At 63.9% G+C, this 15,784-nt stretch carries 17 protein-coding genes; 12 read left to right on the top strand and 5 right to left on the bottom strand.

Features of this window, described 5'->3' with window-relative positions; all coding sequences use genetic code 11:
- The first annotated feature begins 32 nt into the window (after positions 1 to 32).
- Positions 33 to 782 carry an NUDIX hydrolase gene (locus G8O24_RS18850; RefSeq protein ID WP_188101833.1) on the top strand — a complete coding sequence of 250 codons (750 nt, stop codon included), beginning with the start codon at positions 33 to 35 and terminating at the stop codon, positions 780 to 782.
- On the opposite strand, the gene G8O24_RS18845 is transcribed toward G8O24_RS18850, so the two are convergent.
- Both G8O24_RS18845 and G8O24_RS18840 read right to left on the bottom strand, forming a co-directional pair.
- Positions 783 to 1,475, bottom strand: a complete 693-nt coding sequence (locus G8O24_RS18845) for a PEP-CTERM sorting domain-containing protein (protein ID WP_188101831.1) — start codon at positions 1,473 to 1,475, stop codon at positions 783 to 785.
- 168 nt (positions 1,476 to 1,643) lie between these two features.
- Positions 1,644 to 2,189 (bottom strand): hypothetical protein, encoded by a 546-nt coding sequence (locus tag G8O24_RS18840; RefSeq protein ID WP_188101829.1) that lies wholly within the window; start codon positions 2,187 to 2,189, stop codon positions 1,644 to 1,646.
- A 229-nt stretch (positions 2,190 to 2,418) separates the two neighbouring features.
- On the opposite strand from G8O24_RS18840, the gene G8O24_RS18835 reads away from it, so the two are divergent.
- The 4 genes from G8O24_RS18835 (at position 2,419) to G8O24_RS18820 (ending at position 7,554) form a co-directional block, all read left to right on the top strand.
- A complete protein-coding gene (locus G8O24_RS18835) occupies positions 2,419 to 3,744 on the top strand; it encodes an LLM class flavin-dependent oxidoreductase (RefSeq protein WP_188101827.1) in 1,326 nt (441 codons plus the stop codon).
- A gap of 206 nt (positions 3,745 to 3,950) precedes the next feature.
- Positions 3,951 to 4,118: a 50S ribosomal protein L33 gene (rpmG, locus tag G8O24_RS18830; protein WP_007603295.1), complete on the top strand. Its 168-nt coding sequence runs from the start codon at positions 3,951 to 3,953 to the stop codon at positions 4,116 to 4,118.
- A gap of 136 nt (positions 4,119 to 4,254) precedes the next feature.
- Entirely contained in the window at positions 4,255 to 6,201 is a 1,947-nt protein-coding gene (locus G8O24_RS18825) for a tetratricopeptide repeat protein (RefSeq protein WP_244645897.1), read from the top strand.
- Positions 6,202 to 6,318: 117 nt separating this feature from the next.
- The gene (locus G8O24_RS18820; RefSeq protein WP_188101825.1) at positions 6,319 to 7,554 is read left to right on the top strand and encodes an acyltransferase family protein; all 1,236 of its coding nucleotides are present in this window, start codon (positions 6,319 to 6,321) and stop codon (positions 7,552 to 7,554) included.
- A gap of 38 nt (positions 7,555 to 7,592) precedes the next feature.
- Here the strand turns inward: G8O24_RS18820 and G8O24_RS18815 are convergent, their stop codons facing one another.
- Positions 7,593 to 8,555, bottom strand: coding sequence for an AraC family transcriptional regulator (locus G8O24_RS18815; protein WP_188101823.1), 963 nt, complete (start codon positions 8,553 to 8,555; stop codon positions 7,593 to 7,595).
- Between the two features lie 216 nt (positions 8,556 to 8,771).
- Between G8O24_RS18815 and G8O24_RS18810 the strand changes: the two genes are divergently transcribed.
- The 4 genes from G8O24_RS18810 to G8O24_RS18795 all read left to right on the top strand — a co-directional run bounded on the left by G8O24_RS18810 (position 8,772) and on the right by G8O24_RS18795 (position 11,578).
- Entirely contained in the window at positions 8,772 to 9,542 is a 771-nt protein-coding gene (locus tag G8O24_RS18810) for an alpha/beta hydrolase (protein WP_188101821.1), read from the top strand.
- 60 nt (positions 9,543 to 9,602) lie between these two features.
- Positions 9,603 to 10,478, top strand: coding sequence for an alpha/beta fold hydrolase (locus G8O24_RS18805; protein WP_188101819.1), 876 nt, complete (start codon positions 9,603 to 9,605; stop codon positions 10,476 to 10,478).
- Positions 10,479 to 10,537: 59 nt separating this feature from the next.
- Positions 10,538 to 11,032 carry a DUF302 domain-containing protein gene (locus G8O24_RS18800; protein WP_188101817.1) on the top strand — a complete coding sequence of 165 codons (495 nt, stop codon included), beginning with the start codon at positions 10,538 to 10,540 and terminating at the stop codon, positions 11,030 to 11,032.
- Positions 11,033 to 11,191: 159 nt separating this feature from the next.
- Positions 11,192 to 11,578 (top strand): RidA family protein, encoded by a 387-nt coding sequence (locus G8O24_RS18795; RefSeq protein WP_188101815.1) that lies wholly within the window; start codon positions 11,192 to 11,194, stop codon positions 11,576 to 11,578.
- Between the two features lie 8 nt (positions 11,579 to 11,586).
- Here the strand turns inward: G8O24_RS18795 and G8O24_RS18790 are convergent, their stop codons facing one another.
- Positions 11,587 to 12,825, bottom strand: a complete 1,239-nt coding sequence (locus tag G8O24_RS18790; protein WP_188101814.1) for an MFS transporter — start codon at positions 12,823 to 12,825, stop codon at positions 11,587 to 11,589.
- A 130-nt stretch (positions 12,826 to 12,955) separates the two neighbouring features.
- Between G8O24_RS18790 and G8O24_RS18785 the strand changes: the two genes are divergently transcribed.
- The 3 genes from G8O24_RS18785 (at position 12,956) to G8O24_RS18775 (ending at position 14,270) form a co-directional block, all read left to right on the top strand.
- Positions 12,956 to 13,558, top strand: coding sequence for a TetR/AcrR family transcriptional regulator (locus G8O24_RS18785; protein ID WP_188101812.1), 603 nt, complete (start codon positions 12,956 to 12,958; stop codon positions 13,556 to 13,558).
- Between the two features lie 204 nt (positions 13,559 to 13,762).
- Positions 13,763 to 13,957 carry a hypothetical protein gene (locus G8O24_RS18780; RefSeq protein WP_188101810.1) on the top strand — a complete coding sequence of 65 codons (195 nt, stop codon included), beginning with the start codon at positions 13,763 to 13,765 and terminating at the stop codon, positions 13,955 to 13,957.
- Positions 13,958 to 14,096: 139 nt separating this feature from the next.
- Positions 14,097 to 14,270: a hypothetical protein gene (locus G8O24_RS18775; RefSeq protein ID WP_188101808.1), complete on the top strand. Its 174-nt coding sequence runs from the start codon at positions 14,097 to 14,099 to the stop codon at positions 14,268 to 14,270.
- 133 nt (positions 14,271 to 14,403) lie between these two features.
- Here the strand turns inward: G8O24_RS18775 and G8O24_RS18770 are convergent, their stop codons facing one another.
- The gene (locus G8O24_RS18770; protein ID WP_188101805.1) at positions 14,404 to 15,777 is read right to left on the bottom strand and encodes a PleD family two-component system response regulator; all 1,374 of its coding nucleotides are present in this window, start codon (positions 15,775 to 15,777) and stop codon (positions 14,404 to 14,406) included.
- Positions 15,778 to 15,784: the final 7 nt, after the last annotated feature.

Genomic DNA, 15,784 nt, shown 5'->3' with positions numbered 1-15,784 from the left:
GCAACATAAGCAAGAGCGTTTCGGGTGAGGACATGACGGATATTGCGCAAGCCGAGGAGAAGGCCAAAGTCCACGAGGCGAAAGAGGCCGACCACCATCCCTATTTCCGTCCGAAGGATGCGGCGACGCTGATCCTGGTCGATCGCAGCGGCAGCATCCCGAAGGTCCTGGTCGGAAAGCGCCACGACAAGGTGGTGTTCATGCCCGGAAAATTCGTCTTCCCAGGCGGCCGCGTCGACAAGAACGATTATCGCGTGCCGGTTGCGGCCCCGATCACCGCGGAGCTCGAGGCCAATCTCGCCAAGGGCAGCCCGAAGACGCCGGCCTCGCGCGCCAAATCGCTGGCGATCGCCGCGATCCGCGAGGCCTGCGAGGAGACCGGCCTCTGCTTGGGGCGCAAGGTTGAGATCAAGGCGAAGCTCGAAGGTCCCTGGAAGCCGTTCGCCGATGCTGGGCTCCTGCCCGATCCCTCCAGCCTGTTCCTGATCGCGCGCGCGATCACCCCGCCCGGCCGCGTCAAGCGCTTCGATACCCGCTTCTTCACCGCCGATGCCTCCGCGATCACCCACCACGTCGAAGGCGTGATCCATGCCGATGCCGAACTGGTCGAATTGGTCTGGGTCGAGCTCGGCTCGAAGCCGCTCGCCGACCTGCATCCGATGACGCGCAACGTGCTCAACGAACTCGACACGCGCCTTGCCAGCGGCCCCTTGCGCCACGACGCGCCGGTGCCGTTCTTCCATTTCTACGGCGGCAAGATGCAGAAGGATATTTTGAGCTGATCATCGACGGATGACGCCGCGAGCGATCCCGGCGCTACGCCGTGCGATCGTCGCACAACCGGCGAAACCGAGAAGCAGCATGATCCAGGTCGACGGCTCGGGCACCGCCGCGACAGGGGTGTATGTGTAGGTGATTTGAGCGTCGCCACTGATGGCGATCGAGGTGAGCGGAACGACCCTGCCGCCTTCATTGAAAAAAACCTGGTCCTGACTGAATTGCGGCAGTGTCAGCAAAGACAGCGAGAACGGATTGGTGATCGTCGGCAGTGAAAAGCTGTCGCCGAAGCTCGCCTGAAACAGGCTTCCCAATCCCGGGATGGTCACTGGGTCGGTGAGCGCTGCATTGAACGTGGTCGGTCCGGCATTGAGGAAAAATGGCTCGCCGAAATTGTGGCTGATGGTCAAAGGCAACGGATTGATGCTGAACGGCGACGTGAAAGTGTATCGCGCGCTTACGAAGATGTTGACGGACGTCAATGTACCGAGACTGGGCTTGAAGGTGCTGCTGGTGTTGAAGCTGTTGAAAAAGGCAACCTCGCCGAAATGCGACGGATCTCCGTCGTAGGCAGTCACCGGCACCGATGTCCGGTCCGTACCGAACGGGAAATCCGTGGTGACAGAGGCAGCTTGGGATTGACCGGGCGCGATTGCCGCCCAGAACGCGATCAGAAGAGTTGCGGCACCCATTCGCATGGCGGCCTCCAGTCTGCGCTTGATGGAGGCTACCAAGAAGGCACTAGCATCGCAATGGCTGCCCGGCACGGCGTGCCGTTCGCATGGAAAAGCCACGAGATCGCAGCAGCATAGCCGGCGATCGCAGGGGCAGCGCGATTGCTCCGGTGACCCTGCGTCTCGTCCGTCCTACGCGTCTTCGTCCGGCTCGGTGCCGACATAGTCGCGGGCCGGCAGCTTGAGGGAGCGGGCGAGCTCGTTGGCGAGCCTGGTCGCCTCGTCGCGTGAGGTGAAGCTCGACAGCTCGATCGGGACGGTGCCCTTGTTGCCGCAGAGATTGACGTCGTACATCGTCAGCGCGGGATCATAGTCATCGGTGATGCTGATGAAGTGGTAGTCGGCGAGATCACGCGAGCTGCGGATGTTCAGCGGACCGAACTGCCTGGTAATGACGACCTGCCGCCGCGTCTCGTTCAGCACGATGAAATAGCGGAACGTCAGCAGGATGAGACCGGGGATGCCGACGAGGAGCCCGAGGCCCGTGAACACCAGCACCGGCACGAGGTCGTCGGCGAGCCTGCCGAAGCCGGAGAAGTCCTGCTTGAGCCCGAGCGCGACGTTCCACAGCAGATAGGTGCTCGCCGCCAGCAGCGGCAGCGACAGCAGCCGGCCGAGCCAGGGCATCGGCCGGTCGATCCGGACGATGCTGCCGTCCACGGTCATTGCGCCGGTCATGAAGAGTCTCCTCGGGAGCGAAGGTCTTGGCTTGGTCGGCGCGAGCGGCGGGATGGTTCGATCGGCCTCCCCTCATTCCGGGCTCACAGCTCACGCGGCGGCCCGGAATGACGAGAACGTGCTGAACAGGCATCGAAAAACAAAAGAATCTTCCTTGTCCCCCCAATGGCAGAGTTCCGCTGCGCACCTATGTCTTTCCCCAACGACATCAAGAACGGACCACGGCGCGATGGCACAACGGCAACTCAAGCTTGGCGCGTTCATGCGCCCGATCAGCATCCACACCGGCGCCTGGCGCTATCCCGGGGCCTGGCCGGACGCCAATTTCAACTTTGGCCACATCAAGACACTGATCAAAAAGCTCGAGGCCGGCAAGTTCGACGCCTTCTTCATGGCCGATCACCTCGCCGTCTTGAACATGCCGATCAACGCGCTCAAGCGCAGCCACACCGTGACCTCGTTCGAGCCGTTTACCCTGCTGTCGGCGCTCTCGGCCGTCACCGAGCGCATCGGCCTGATCGCGACCGGCTCGACCACGTTCGACGAGCCCTATCACGTCGCCCGCCGCTTCGCCTCGCTCGACCATCTCAGCGGCGGCCGCGCCGGGTGGAACATCGTGACCACGTCGAACCCGGACGCGGCGCTGAATTTCGGCCTCGACGACCACATGGAGCACGCCGAGCGCTACAAGCGCGCCCGCGAGTTCTACGACGTGGTCACGGGCCTCTGGGATTCCTTCGCCGACGACGCCTTCGTGCGCGACGTCGACAGCGGCCTGTTCTTCGATCCTGCGAAGATGCACACGCTCGACCATGTCGGCAAATATTTGAAGGTCCGTGGCCCGCTCAACATCGCCCGCCCCGTGCAGGGCTGGCCCGTGATCGTGCAGGCTGGCGCGTCCGACGACGGCAAGCAGCTAGCGGCGGAGACGGCGGAGGCCGTCTTCACCGGCGGCGGCAGCCTCGCCGACGGGCAAAAGCTCTATGCCGACATCAAGGGCCGCATGGAGAAGATCGGCCGCGATCCCGAGCACCTCAAGATACTGCCAGGCGCCTTCGTCGTGGTCGGCGACAGCGTCGATGAGGCCAAGGAGAAGCGCGCTTTGCTCGACAGCCGCGTGCACTACGACAGCGCCATCGCCTCGCTCTCCGTCATCCTCGGCACCGATGCCTCCGGCTTCGATCCGGATGGACAGCTCCCTGAGATTCCCGAGACCAACGCCAGCAAGAGCGGCCGCCAGCGCATGGTCGATCTCGCCAAACGCGACAAGCTCACCGTGCGCCAGCTCGCCCAGCGCGTCGGCGGCTATGGCGGGCTGTCCTTCGTCGGCACGGCCAAGACCATCGCCGACCAGATGGAGGAGTGGCTGGTTGGGCGCGGCTCCGACGGCTTCAACATCATGTTCCCGTTCCTGCCCGCCGGCCTCGACGATTTCGTCGACAAGGTCGTCCCGGAGCTGCAGAAGCGCGGGATTTTCCGCAAAGAGTATGAAGGGGCCACTTTGAGGGAGAATCTCGGCCTACCCCGCCCGAAAAACCGCTTCTTCGAGGCGTAAAAGCCCCGATTTGGCTCGTTTTCAGGGCCTACAGCCCCTTCGGAGCTGTAGGTAGTTGTTTTTGACGCGTTTTCTTCACGCGAACCGGTGCCCACGTCGCTCGAAAACGCTTCGAAACCTTGACATCAGGCGGTTTCTGGCTAGTTTGCCGGCCAACGCGGGCCGTTTGGCCGGCTCCAGATTCCCCAATTCCTGAGGTTCAGAACATGGCCAAAGCGGTCACCATCAAGGTCAAGCTCGTGTCCTCGGCCGACACCGGCTTCTACTACGTTGCCAAGAAGAACTCGCGCACCATGACCGACAAGCTGGTCAAGAAGAAGTACGATCCGGTCGCGCGCAAGCACGTCGAATTCCGCGAAGCCAAGATCAAGTAAGAAGATCAAGTTAGATCGGCAGTAGCGAAGAGTTTTGCGGGGCCCCCTTGTGGGCCCCGTTTTCGTTGCGGCCCAGTTGTCTCCGCTCGCAATGACGGAGCATGGGGTGACAGCACTGGCCCCTCTCCGATGCCGAATGCGCCGCCACCAGCTTCGCGAAATCCTGATGTGGTCAGAACAGGCAGCCTCCCTGCCTTCAATTGCGAGGCCGCTTTGGACCATTTTGCAGCGAGTCATGAATCGCAGAGAGCGCCGGGCGGCGGCGGCGAAACAATCCGGGAAGGCCACACCGGCGGCGCTGTGCCAGGCCGGCTTTGTGCATTTTCAGTCCGGACGGATTGCCGATGCCGAGCTGTGCTGCCAGCAAGCACTGACGCTGGACGAGCATCATCCGGATGCGCTGCATCTGCTCGGCGTGCTTTGCTTTCACGCGGGCCAGCCCGACGCCGCCGCAGAATGGATTGGCCGCGCAGTCCAGCAGGCACCGAAGGCAGAGTACATCCTCAGCCTCGCCACCGTGCTGGAGCGACAGGGCCGCCTCGAGGACGCGCAGCAACACTTCAGCCAGGCCTTGGCCCTCAAAGCCGAGGATGCGGGCCTCTGGAATCACATTGGCAACCTGCTCTGGCAACTCGGGCGCAAGGACGAGGCCGCGCAGCACTTGCAGCAGGCCCTGACGCTCAATCCGCGATATTGGGAGGCCGCGCATAATGGCGGCATGCTGCTGCTCGAACTCGGCCGCCACGCGGAGGCCGTGGCATGCTTCGACGTCGCTGAGAAGCTGAATCCATCCGCGGCGCTGTACCAGATGCGCGCCGTTTGCCTGTCGGAGCTGAACCGCTTCGAGGAAGCGCAGGCCGATTACGAGAAATCCATCGCACTGGATCCGGATCTTGCGGAGACGCACAACAATCTCGGCCTGCTGCACTGGCGATCTGGTCGGCTGGAGCAAGCCTTTGCCTGTTTCGACCGGGCCCTTGGCCTTCGCCCCGATTTCCATGCCGTGCTCAACAACAAGGCCGTGGTCCTGCTGCATCTGCAATTGCTGGATGAAGCGTTCGCGACCTTGCAAAAATCGCTCGCGGCCGCCCCTGCTGATGCGCAGACGCTGTTCTATCTGGCGACGCTTCAGCTGCTGACCGGCGATTTCGAGCGCGGCTGGCTCGCGCGCGAGGCCCGTTGGCGGCTTCCCTCCGTCGGCCTGGTCGATCGCGGCTTCTCGCAAGCCCTTTGGCGCGGCGACCAGCCGATCGCGGGCAAGACCATCCTGCTCTATTCCGACGAGGGATTGGGCGATGCGATCCAGTTCGCCCGCTACGTGCCCATGGTGGCCGCGCTTGGCGCCAGGGTCATCCTGGAGGTCGAACCCCCGATTCAGCCGCTTTTGGGCAGTGTTAAAGGAGTCGCCGAGTGTATCGGCCGGTCGTCGACGCCGGCGTTCGATCTGCACTGCCCCCTGGGCACTCTGCCGCTCGCCTTCGGGACACGGCTCGACACCATCCCGTTCGCGCAAGGCTATTTGCCTCCACCTTCCGCAACGCGCGTGCAGGCGTGGCAAGATCGGCTTCAAGCGCGGCTTGGTCCTCTCAATCGCTTCCGTGTCGGTCTGGTCTGGGCGGGCAATCCGGATCACAAGAACGATCACAACCGATCGATGGCCCTGCGCACGCTCACACCCCTGCTGGATTGCGACGTTCAGTTCGTCTCCTTGCAGAAAGGCGTTCGCGACCACGACCGGGTTTTCCTGAACCAGCGTCCCGACATCGTCGACCTGACCGAACAACTCACGGATTTCAGCGACACGGCGGCGCTGATCTCGTGCCTTGACCTGGTGATCTCGGTCGACACCAGCGTCGCTCACCTCGCCGGCGCGTCCGGGGCTCCGGTCTGGACGCTGGTGCCGTTCAATCCGGACTGGCGCTGGCTCCTCGAGCGTGACGACAGCCCGTGGTACCAGTCGATGCGGCTGTTCAGGCAGCGAGAGCGAGGCGACTGGGCCAGCGTCGTCGACCGCGTCCGCGTCGAACTGGACAGCCTGCGATCCGCACGGCGGCAGGACCAGCCGTCGCTGCTGTCCGCTTGACCGACGCTACGATCTGCTTATGCGGGTGGCGGCGGCGCAAGTGTGACCCACCTCGCAGAGCGCCATGAGCGGATCCAATACCGCAGCGTGATCGCTGCATGAAATTGGTCCACTTCCGTGAAAAGCCATTTGTCCCTGCTGGATCCATTGCGCTTCGCCGCCGCGCTTGCCGTCGCCATTTTCCACCAGATGTTCTGGTCCTGGGCCTGGACGTCGATCGGCGTCCCGGGTTTCGAGCGCACCGTCGCGGCCGATGTTCTCTACCCCTCCGCCGCGCCCTACACATGGTTCGGCTGGGTCGGCGTGGAGATCTTCTTCGTGATCTCCGGCTTCGTCATCGCAAACTCCGCGATCCAGTCTTCGCCGGGCGCGTTTCTTCTCGGTCGCGCACTCCGGCTCTATCCGGCCGTCTGGGTTTGCGCCACCGCAACCCTGCTCGTCCTGCTGCTGTTCGGCAGCGGGCCGGCCTCCGAACTGATCCTGCCCTACATCCATGCCATGCTGATGGTCCCCAAGGGTGTCACAGGTCAATGGCTGGACGAGGTCTATTGGACGCTGGCAGCGGAAACCGCGTTCTATGGACTCGTGTTCTGCGCGATGCTCACCAAGACGGTCACTCTGCGGCACTTGGCCTGGGGCCTCACCGTCTACAGCGCAATCTTCAATGCCGTCGCGCTGCTTGTCGCGTCATGCACGACGCCGTCCGACCTGCCTTATCTCGTCATTCTCATGTTTCGGGTGCCGTGCGCGGCATTCCTGCTGAGCCATGGCTGCTTCTTTGCGCTGGGGATCTGGCTGTTCATTGCCGCGAACAGGCGGATGACGCCGCTCGAACAGCTCGCCATTGCCGTCGCCTGTGTTTCGGGCGCCGCGGAAATCTATGTCTTTGCCTCGTTCTTTCTGACCTCCATACCTGCCATCGCCGATCAATCGGCGCTCGTGCCGATCATGGTCTGGGCAGCCGCCGTGCTGCTCATGGCCATCGCCGCCGTCAGGAGCAGGCGCTCGGCGAGGACCAGCTTCCCTGCAGCACCGGCCTTTTTGAGAACGCTCGGACTGATCACCTATCCGCTCTATCTCACCCACAACGTCATCGGCTCTGCAATCATTCGCGCCCTGGTGGTTTCAGGCCTCGATGCCACCACGGCGCTGTGGATCGCTCTGACCATGCTCGTCCTTGGCTCTTGGTTCATCTGCGCGAAGATCGAGCCAGCCGTCCGATCCGCGCTGGTGCAAACCCTCGCTTATTTCGGGAAGCTGCCGAAGCGTCAGCCACGCGCGCGCCGCGCGACGCTGGCTGGGGGATTGCGCCTTCCGCTGCCCGCCTCGGTCAAGGTGAAGGTCGCGGCATGAGGGCCGCCGCGCGGCGTCCAGAGCGACCGTTGCCGAGGTCAATCCGATACTTGCAATTCCGAACCGTCCAGCGGCGCACGCCCACTGGCGGCGCGTCGCGAGGCCCGGTAACGGCCTGGCGATTCTCCGTGGTGCCGGTGAAACAGCTTTGAAAACGCCGCCGCTGTCTCGTAGCCAACCCGGCTGGCAATCTGCGCGATCGCCTCATCGCTGGTCTCCAGCAGGAACGCCGCTTCGGCCATCCGGCGCTCGATCACATAACGCTGCATGGGCTGGCCGACGAGCCTGGTGAAGCGCGCCGAAAATGCCGAGCGGCCGAGCCCGACGCGACGGCCAAGCTCGCTCAGGGTCCATGGCCGCTCCGGGTTTTCGTGAATGAGCTTGAGCGCTGGTCCGATATGCGGGTCGGATATGGCCCCGAGCCAGCCGCCTTCTCCGGGACTGAGAGACGAGGTCCAGCTTCGGAGCACCTCGACAAACAGCACTTCCGTCAGGCGCGAAAGCGCCACGCTTTGGCCGGGACGCTCGAGCGCGTGCTCGCTGACCATGCGGCGCAGGATCGCTTCAAGCCAGCCGCCATCTGCCGTCGGCTTCAGCAGGAGTACGGGGGGCAGCAGTTCCAGCACGCTGGCAAACATCGGCCGCGAGACCGTGAAATTGCCGCAGATCATGGTCGAGAACGGCTTGGCGCGGCTGCCGTGGCGAATGATGCCAAACCGCGCGGACGCCCGATTGATGTCAATGATCCGCAAAGGCTTGGCCCGGCGATCCGAGTAGAACGCATGGGGCTCGCCTCGTGTGATGACGACGAAATCGCCTTCGGTCATCTGGATCTTCCGCCCCTGCCCGAGCGCGAGGGTCGCCGAGCCCTGGCTGAGATAGTGAAACAGAGCGTAGGGGCGCGCCGGCAATTCGAGATGCCAGGGATGGCCGAGTTCGAAGTGGAACAGCAACGTCCCCCCGAGACGAATGCGGTCGAGCACTTGGGCGAGGATGTCCATGCCGCCCAAGCTAATCCGGTGGACGATCGGACACAACATCCGGACGGTTGATGGCTACTGTCCGAAAAGTCCGCGCACTACCTCATGCCGCGACGGGCCGCCGTCACGTGCGGCAACCATCTCGCCGACGGCAGATGGAAGAATCGCGACGTTGCTGGAAACGCCTGTCCATTCCCCCCCGGACTTTTTCGTCCGACATGCCAACAGGAATTATCAATGCGAAGCATCCTTCTCTCAGCCGCCACCGTACTCCTGGCCGGATCGACACTGGTCGGCTCCGCGCGCGCCGCCGAACCGCCCAAGGGAGCAGCCCACAACATCGTGCTCGTGCACGGCGCTTTCGTGGACCAGACGAGCTGGCAGCCCGTTGCCGAGATCCTCACGAAGAAGGGCTACAACGTCACGCTGGTGGAAAATCCGCTCACATCGCTCGCTGCTGACGTCGATGCCACCAAACAGGCGCTCGCGAAGCAGGACGGCAGGACCGTTCTGGTCGGCCACTCCTGGGCCGGCGTGGTGATCACGCAAGCGGGCGACGATCCCAAGGTTTCGGCGCTGGTCTATGTCTCCGCCTTCGCGCCCGATGTTGGCGAATCCCTGGCTTCGCTGTCGAAGGCCGGCCCGCCGACCGAAGGCGGCAACGCGATCCATCCCGACGCGAAGGGCAATCTGTACATCGATCCCAAGGTATTTCCGTCGGCGGTTGCGGCTGACCTTCCGCCGGAGATCGCCCAGCACCTGGCCAACTCGCAGCTTCCATTGAATGTTGCCGCGTTCGAGGCTCCCGTCACCATTGCGGCCTGGCGTGACAAGCCGACGTTCGATGTCATCACCACCAAGGACAAAGTCATCGCGCCCGAGGCCCAGAAGTTCTTCGCAGCCAGGATGAAGGCTCAGGTGACGGACGTCGCCGGCAGCCACGCCTCGCTCGTTGTCCATGCCAAGGAAGTTGCCGAGGTCATCGAAAAGGCAACCCTCGTGAAGTGACGGAGCCGCTCCCGGCGCCGCCGCGCCGGGAGCGCACATGCCAAGCATCCGGAGGATCACATGACTCAACTCGACATCGCGCAACACGACAATGCCACACTCGAAACGGCGCCGACCCGTTACGTCGAAGGCCAGGGCATCCGCTTTGCCTATCGCCGCCTCGGCCCCGCGACCGGAACGCCGCTGGTTCTCCTGCAGCACTTCTCGGGCAACATCGATGCGTGGGATCCCGCCGTCGTCAACGCTCTGGCCATTCATCGCCCCGTGATCGCTTTTGACAATGCCGGGGTCGGCCGTTCGACCGGCCAAACGCCCGACAACGTCGAGGCGATGGCGCGAGATGCAGTCGCCTTCATCCATCTCCTCGGCTTTTCTGAAGTCGACCTGCTGGGCTTTTCTCTCGGCGGCTGCATCGCTCAGCAGATCGCCGCCGAGCATGGCCAGCTGGTGCGCAAACTCATCCTCGTCGGGACCGCGCCGAAAGGCGGCGAGGAGCACCTGTTGGCGGTTTTGCAGGAGGCGTTTGCCCGGACCGATGCGCCGGACCCCCGTCTGCCGCTGTTCTTCACGAAGTCATCCGCCAGCCAGTCGGCCGGCCTGGCATTCCTGAAGCGGACGAAGTTGCGCCGGGAAGATCGGGACACCGACAACGGCAACAAGGTCACCGATCCGCAGGCCAAGGCGCTGATCACCTGGTGTGCCACGCCGGACCCCGAGCACGCCATTCTTCGCGCGATCAATCAGCCTGTTCTCGTCGTCAGCGGCAGCCACGACACCATGCTGCCCGCGAGCAACGCCTACGCCATATTCAAGCAACTCAGCAACGCGCAACTGGCGCTCTATCCCGACTCAGGCCACGGCGCCCTGTTTCAGCACCACGCGATGTTCGTCAGCCACGTCCGGACTTTCCTGGACGCGCAGCCTGCGACGGCATGATCCCTCGCGTTCCGACGCCATCACACGCAGCCCGCCAATAGAGACGTAAAGAGGACGAGATGACAATCGTTAAAGTCGACGTGGAACGATTCAGCCTGACGAGCTCAAAACCATTCGACGCCGTTGTGGCCGCCTTCAAGTCCGCGATCGGACAGCCTGACATCGCCGAATTCTTCAAGGAGACCAAGGCGACACATTCCTTCCCGGATCTGGAACGCGTCGTACGACGCAATCTCGGCCCAACGGATCTCATGCTCTTTGCGCAATTCGACCTGGGCGACATTCTGCGCCGCGAATCCGGATCCGGGACGCCCAGGATCATGCGGTTTGTCGTCGGCAATCCACTTATCATGAAAGACATGGTCAAGCACGTCCCCGATGCCGGATCCTACGCGCCAGTCACTGTGCTGGTCGATGAGCGCGCCGACGGCGTGCACGTCTCGTATGACACGATGGAGAGCTATCTGATGGGCTATGGCAGCTCGGAAGCGCTTGCTGTCGCCCGAGATCTCGATACGAAAATCACGAATCTGCTGCGCGATTGTGCAAGCTGACCCTGCCGCGCCAGCGGTTTAGTCCTGTGACACGAAGCGGAAAGTCTCTTTGGCCCGTGCGCTGTCCCTCTGTCGCTGGACAGAAGAGGTCGCGGTCTCTAGGTTGTCCGCCAGCATACTGCAACTGGCCTCGCTTCATATCCGACATGGGAGCGTTCCGTGCGCGCGCTATCGCCATCAACTATTCGCCCTCCCTTGGCCCGATATAGCCATGGCCTTGCGGTCCCGGCGAACCATCGGCTGGTGATCACAGCGGGACAGCTCGGCATCGATCGGGAAGACAAGATCCCTGCGGACAGCGAAGGACAAGCCGAGATCTGCCTTGCCAATATCAAGGCCATTCTGGCTGAAGACGGCATGACAATGGAGAACGTCATTCGCCTCAGCGTTTACGTCACAGCGCGCGAGCATATGGACGGCTATAGACGCGCGCGGGACCGCCGCTTTCCTGGGACGCCTCCGACGACAACGTTGATCATTGTCGCCGGGCTCGTCAGGCCCGAGTTCGTGATAGAAATCGAGGCCATTGCCGCCGTGGTCGTCTGAGGGGACGTCTACACAGTCCGCAACACCGGCGCGGGCGGCTGCGACGGCCTCACGAGCGCGAACGCGACCTGGATGATGCCGCCGGCAAGACCGAGCGCGACGCCGATGCGCCAGGCCATGGTGTAGGAACCGAGTGAATCGTAGATCAGCCCTCCTCCGTAGGCGCCGAGGAAGCTGCCGATCTGATGGCTCATGAAGGCAAGGCCCTGGATCATCGCCTGCCAGCGCAGGCCGAACATCTCGGCGACGGCGCCGGCCACCAGCGGGCCGACGCCCATCCAGAGGAAGCCCATGATCGCGCCGAACAGCAGCGTCGAGAACGGCGTCGCCGGCAGCATGAAATACCAGGCGAGCGCCAGCGAGCGCAGGATGTAGATCGCGCCCAGCAGCGCCAGCTTGTTCCAGCGCTGGCCGGCCCAGCCGAAGAACAGCGAGCCCAGCACGTTGAAGCCGCCGATCATGCCGAGCGTCTGAGCGCTCAGCATCGGATCGAGACCGCAGATCGCTAGATAGGACGGCAGATGCGTGGTGAGGAAGACGAGCTGCATGCCGCAGACGAGATAGGCGCAGGTCATCACCACGAAGGAGGCATTGCCGAACGCCGCCCTGGTCGCGGATGCGGCCGTGGCATCGCCGATGTCGTCGGCGGCCGGCTTCGGCAGCGGGATCGCGTCGACGCGGCCGGCATACCACGCGGCAGGGATCATCAGCACCGACATGACGACGAAACCGGCAAGCCCGATGCGCCAGCCAAAGCCCTCGTTGAGCATCTGCCCGATCGGCGCCGACAACAGCGCACCGAGCGAGCCGGCGCCGGAGACGATGCCGAGCACGGTGGAGCGCACCGTTGCCGGAACTGCACGCGCCGCCACCGACATCGCGATCGCGGCTGCGGTGCAGGCGAGCGACGTGCCAATCAGTACGCCGGCACCGACCATGATGCTGACGAGCCCGTTCGCGGTCGCCATCAGGGCGAGGCCCGCGATGTACATCAGCGCGCCTGCGATCATGATCGGACGGAATCCGAAGCGCACCGTCATCGCGCCGGCGAGCGGCTGGAGAAAGCCCCAGGCGAGATTCTGCACCGCGAGCGCCAGCGTGAAGTCCGACACCGAGAGGTGGATGTCGTGCGTCAGCGGCTGCATGAAGATGCCGAGCGATTGCCGCAGGCCCATGCTCAGCGTCAGCATGATCGAGGCGCCGATCAGGATCGGCAGGGTCGGACGCAGGACCTGCAACAGGGGCATTTTTGTTCTCCCTCATGGGCACGGCACGCGTGCCGCCGTCTGCAATTCGCGCTGATTTTGGTTACACAGACCTGTGTAATTAGCCTATAAGAGGCAGGCGCTGTCAAGCGAACAGGACACCTCACGACGCATGGCTCCCCCGCCCGCCCCACAGACGATGAAAGAGCGGATCCTGCAGACCGCCGACAGACTGTTCTATCTGCAAGGCATTCGCGCCATCGGCGTCGACACCATCGCCGCCGAGATCGGCATCTCCAAACGCACCCTCTACAACCACTTCCCCTCCAAGGACGCGCTGATCGCGGCCTATCTCGAGCGCCGCTTCGTCCACGCCCGCCCCTCCGACAAGCCGCCGGCCGAACAGATTCTCGGCACCTTCGATTCGCTGGAGCGGCGTTTTGCGGCGAAAGATTTTCGCGGCTGCCCGTTCGTCAATGCGGTGGCCGAGCTCGGACCGACCGACCGCGCCGTGAAGAAGATCGCCATCGCCTTCAAGGAAAGCCGCCGCGTCTGGTTTCGCGAGCGGCTGACCGAGCTTGGCGTTGCCGATGCGGATGCACTTGCAACGCAGCTGGTGTTGCTGGTCGACGGCTCCATCGCGCAGGACCTCGTGCGCGACGACCCCGCCATGGCCCGCGCAGCCAAGCAAGCCGCGAAGGTGCTGCTGCAGAATGCGGGGGTGGATGTCGGCGATGGCGCGGCGACGCCGGCCACAGATCGGCGGCGGAGGTAACCGTCGTCCTTAACCTTGAGAAGTGAGGTTAATCCGAACATCGGCTTGAGCTCGCGGGCGGCGAATGGTTTCAATGCGGCACCGGGCGGGGCTGGTCTTTTTCCCAAGTCGAACGCCAAGACCACGATTTCAATCGTCCGGTACGGGCCGCCAGCGATACTGCCCCAAGTCTGGCGGCCCACCCTCATGGGACTTGAAGCTCGGATGCCTTTCGAAAACCTCTCCGACTACTTCATCATGCGCATGTACGAAAACATCCGCGACCAGGCGCTCGCCGACGCAAGGTCCGCCGTCCGCCTGGTCGGCGAACCAGCCCGGAGCCGCGCCGAAGAACTCCGGCAGGAGATCGAGCGCCGCGGATTGTTCTGCACGCCGATTACGTGGCCGGAAGAGGTCTAGGCTGCAAGGCACGAGCTGACCGGCGAGCGCCGGCGTTAAATCAGACATCTTGTGATGGCCGTCACATACCGGCGTGCGCGGTGATGCCAATGTGGCCGCATCGGCGTCGGATGATCGCGCCAGGTAACGGAGAGAACTGATGACTGATGCAATCAACGCGGACAGCAACGGTCTGAACGAGCGCGAACTCGACCGCGTGAGCGGCGGCATCAAAGGGGCACTCGAGGGAGTGTGCCGGAAAGCCGAAGGTCAACGGGACCCGGCATCCCAGATGTTTCAACAGCTTTTGCAGCAAGTGACCCAAGGGCAGTAAACGTACCGTTTGCGATCTCATCAGGATGAGCAAGGCCGCTTGCTGGCCGTGCGTCACTTCCGCTTCGGGCCGTTGATACGGCCAGCGCCGGCAGTGTGCGTGAGTCTGCGCTTGGTTGGGCCGCGACTGGCCCTCACGCCGCCTGCGACACCACCCGATTGCGCCCGTCGTGCTTGGCGCGGTAGAGCGCGGTGTCGGCGCGCTTGAGGACGTCGGCGACCGCCTCGCCCTTCTGCTCCAGCGTGGTCAGCCCGATCGAGATCGTCACCTCGATGCGCTTGGTGCCCTTGTGGACGGCAAAGGGCTCGCCCGCGATCGAGCGCCGCAGGCGCTCGGCGACCATGCCGGCAACGTGCAGATCGGTTTCCGGCATGACGATGACGAACTCCTCGCCGCCGTAGCGGCAGGCGAGATCAATGCCGCGGATCGACTTGCGCACGCGCACCGCAAATTCGCGCAGCACGTCGTCGCCGGCGTCGTGGCCGTAGGTGTCGTTGATCGACTTGAAATAGTCGATGTCCAGGATCATCAGCGCGAGCGGCTTGCCACGGGTCGAGGCCTGCTCGGCGAGCGTTGCCAGATGGCTCTCCATGTAGCGGCGATTGTGCAGGCCGGTGAGCGCGTCGGTGATCGCCATCTCGATCGAGTTCTGCACGTTGTCGCGCAGATGGTCGGTGTAGCGGCGGCGGCGGATCTGCGTGCGCGCGCGCGCCAGGAGCTCGGTCTTGTCGATCGGGCGCAGCAGATAGTCGTTGACGCCGATCTCGAGGCCGCGCAGCAGCCGCGTCGAGTTCTCGGGATCGGCGATCGCCAGGATCGGCACATGCCGCGTGCGCTCCAGCGAGCGCGCCTGGCTGCACAGCCTGAGGCCGTCGAAATTGTTGAGGTCGAGCGAGACGATCAGGAGGTCGTAATTGCCCTCGGCGGCGTGGAACAAGGCTTCCGTCGGGTTCGGCTCGACGTCGACGGTGTGCTCGGCGGCGAGGATCGTCGCCAGCCGCTGGTAGGAGGACTCGCGGTCGTCGACCAGGAGGATGCGGCCCCCCTTGCCGGTGTCGGCCACCGCGCTGCGCTCGGGCGCCTGCATGCCGATCTCGAGCGAGGTGATGGCGCGCATGCGCAGCTCATCGGTCATCATCTTCAGCCGCGTCAGCGAGCGCACGCGCGCGATCAGCACGACGTCGGAGACGGGTTTGGTCAGGAAGTCGTCCGCGCCGGCCTCCAGCCCCCGGTTGCGGTCGGAGGGGCTGTCGAGCGCGGTGACCATCACGACCGGAATGTGGTGGGTTGCCGGGTCGGTCTTCAGCCGGCGGCAGACTTCGAAACCGTCCATGTCGGGCATCATCACGTCGAGCAGGACGATGTCGCATTCGGCGCGGCGGGCCAGCGCCAGCGCCTCGGTGCCGTTCGAGGCGGTCATCACGTCGAAATATTCGGCCGAGAGACGGGCCTCCAGCAGCTTGACGTTGGCGGGAACGTCATCGACGACAAGGATACGCGCGGACACTGTGAAC

Origin of the sequence: Bradyrhizobium campsiandrae, assembly GCF_014529705.1 — a bacterium.
GTDB classification, from domain to species: Bacteria; Pseudomonadota; Alphaproteobacteria; order Rhizobiales; family Xanthobacteraceae; genus Bradyrhizobium; species Bradyrhizobium campsiandrae.
The sequence above is the reverse complement of the archived record's forward strand: the minus strand, read 5'-3'. Positions and strand labels throughout refer to the sequence as shown.

Coding starts and splice junctions, on each gene's coding strand:
- G8O24_RS18775 (WP_188101808.1), top strand. CDS start 14,097: ATGACTGATGCAATCAACGCGGACAGCAACGGTCTGAACGAGCGCGAA.
- rpmG (WP_007603295.1), top strand. CDS start 3,951: ATGGCCAAAGCGGTCACCATCAAGGTCAAGCTCGTGTCCTCGGCCGAC.
- G8O24_RS18800 (WP_188101817.1), top strand. CDS start 10,538: ATGACAATCGTTAAAGTCGACGTGGAACGATTCAGCCTGACGAGCTCA.
- G8O24_RS18780 (WP_188101810.1), top strand. CDS start 13,763: ATGCCTTTCGAAAACCTCTCCGACTACTTCATCATGCGCATGTACGAA.
- G8O24_RS18825 (WP_244645897.1), top strand. CDS start 4,255: ATGCGCCGCCACCAGCTTCGCGAAATCCTGATGTGGTCAGAACAGGCA.
- G8O24_RS18815 (WP_188101823.1), bottom strand. CDS start 8,555: ATGGACATCCTCGCCCAAGTGCTCGACCGCATTCGTCTCGGGGGGACG.
- G8O24_RS18835 (WP_188101827.1), top strand. CDS start 2,419: ATGGCACAACGGCAACTCAAGCTTGGCGCGTTCATGCGCCCGATCAGC.
- G8O24_RS18790 (WP_188101814.1), bottom strand. CDS start 12,825: ATGCCCCTGTTGCAGGTCCTGCGTCCGACCCTGCCGATCCTGATCGGC.
- G8O24_RS18785 (WP_188101812.1), top strand. CDS start 12,956: ATGGCTCCCCCGCCCGCCCCACAGACGATGAAAGAGCGGATCCTGCAG.
- G8O24_RS18840 (WP_188101829.1), bottom strand. CDS start 2,189: ATGACCGGCGCAATGACCGTGGACGGCAGCATCGTCCGGATCGACCGG.
- G8O24_RS18810 (WP_188101821.1), top strand. CDS start 8,772: ATGCGAAGCATCCTTCTCTCAGCCGCCACCGTACTCCTGGCCGGATCG.
- G8O24_RS18850 (WP_188101833.1), top strand. CDS start 33: ATGACGGATATTGCGCAAGCCGAGGAGAAGGCCAAAGTCCACGAGGCG.
- G8O24_RS18845 (WP_188101831.1), bottom strand. CDS start 1,475: ATGCGAATGGGTGCCGCAACTCTTCTGATCGCGTTCTGGGCGGCAATC.
- G8O24_RS18805 (WP_188101819.1), top strand. CDS start 9,603: ATGACTCAACTCGACATCGCGCAACACGACAATGCCACACTCGAAACG.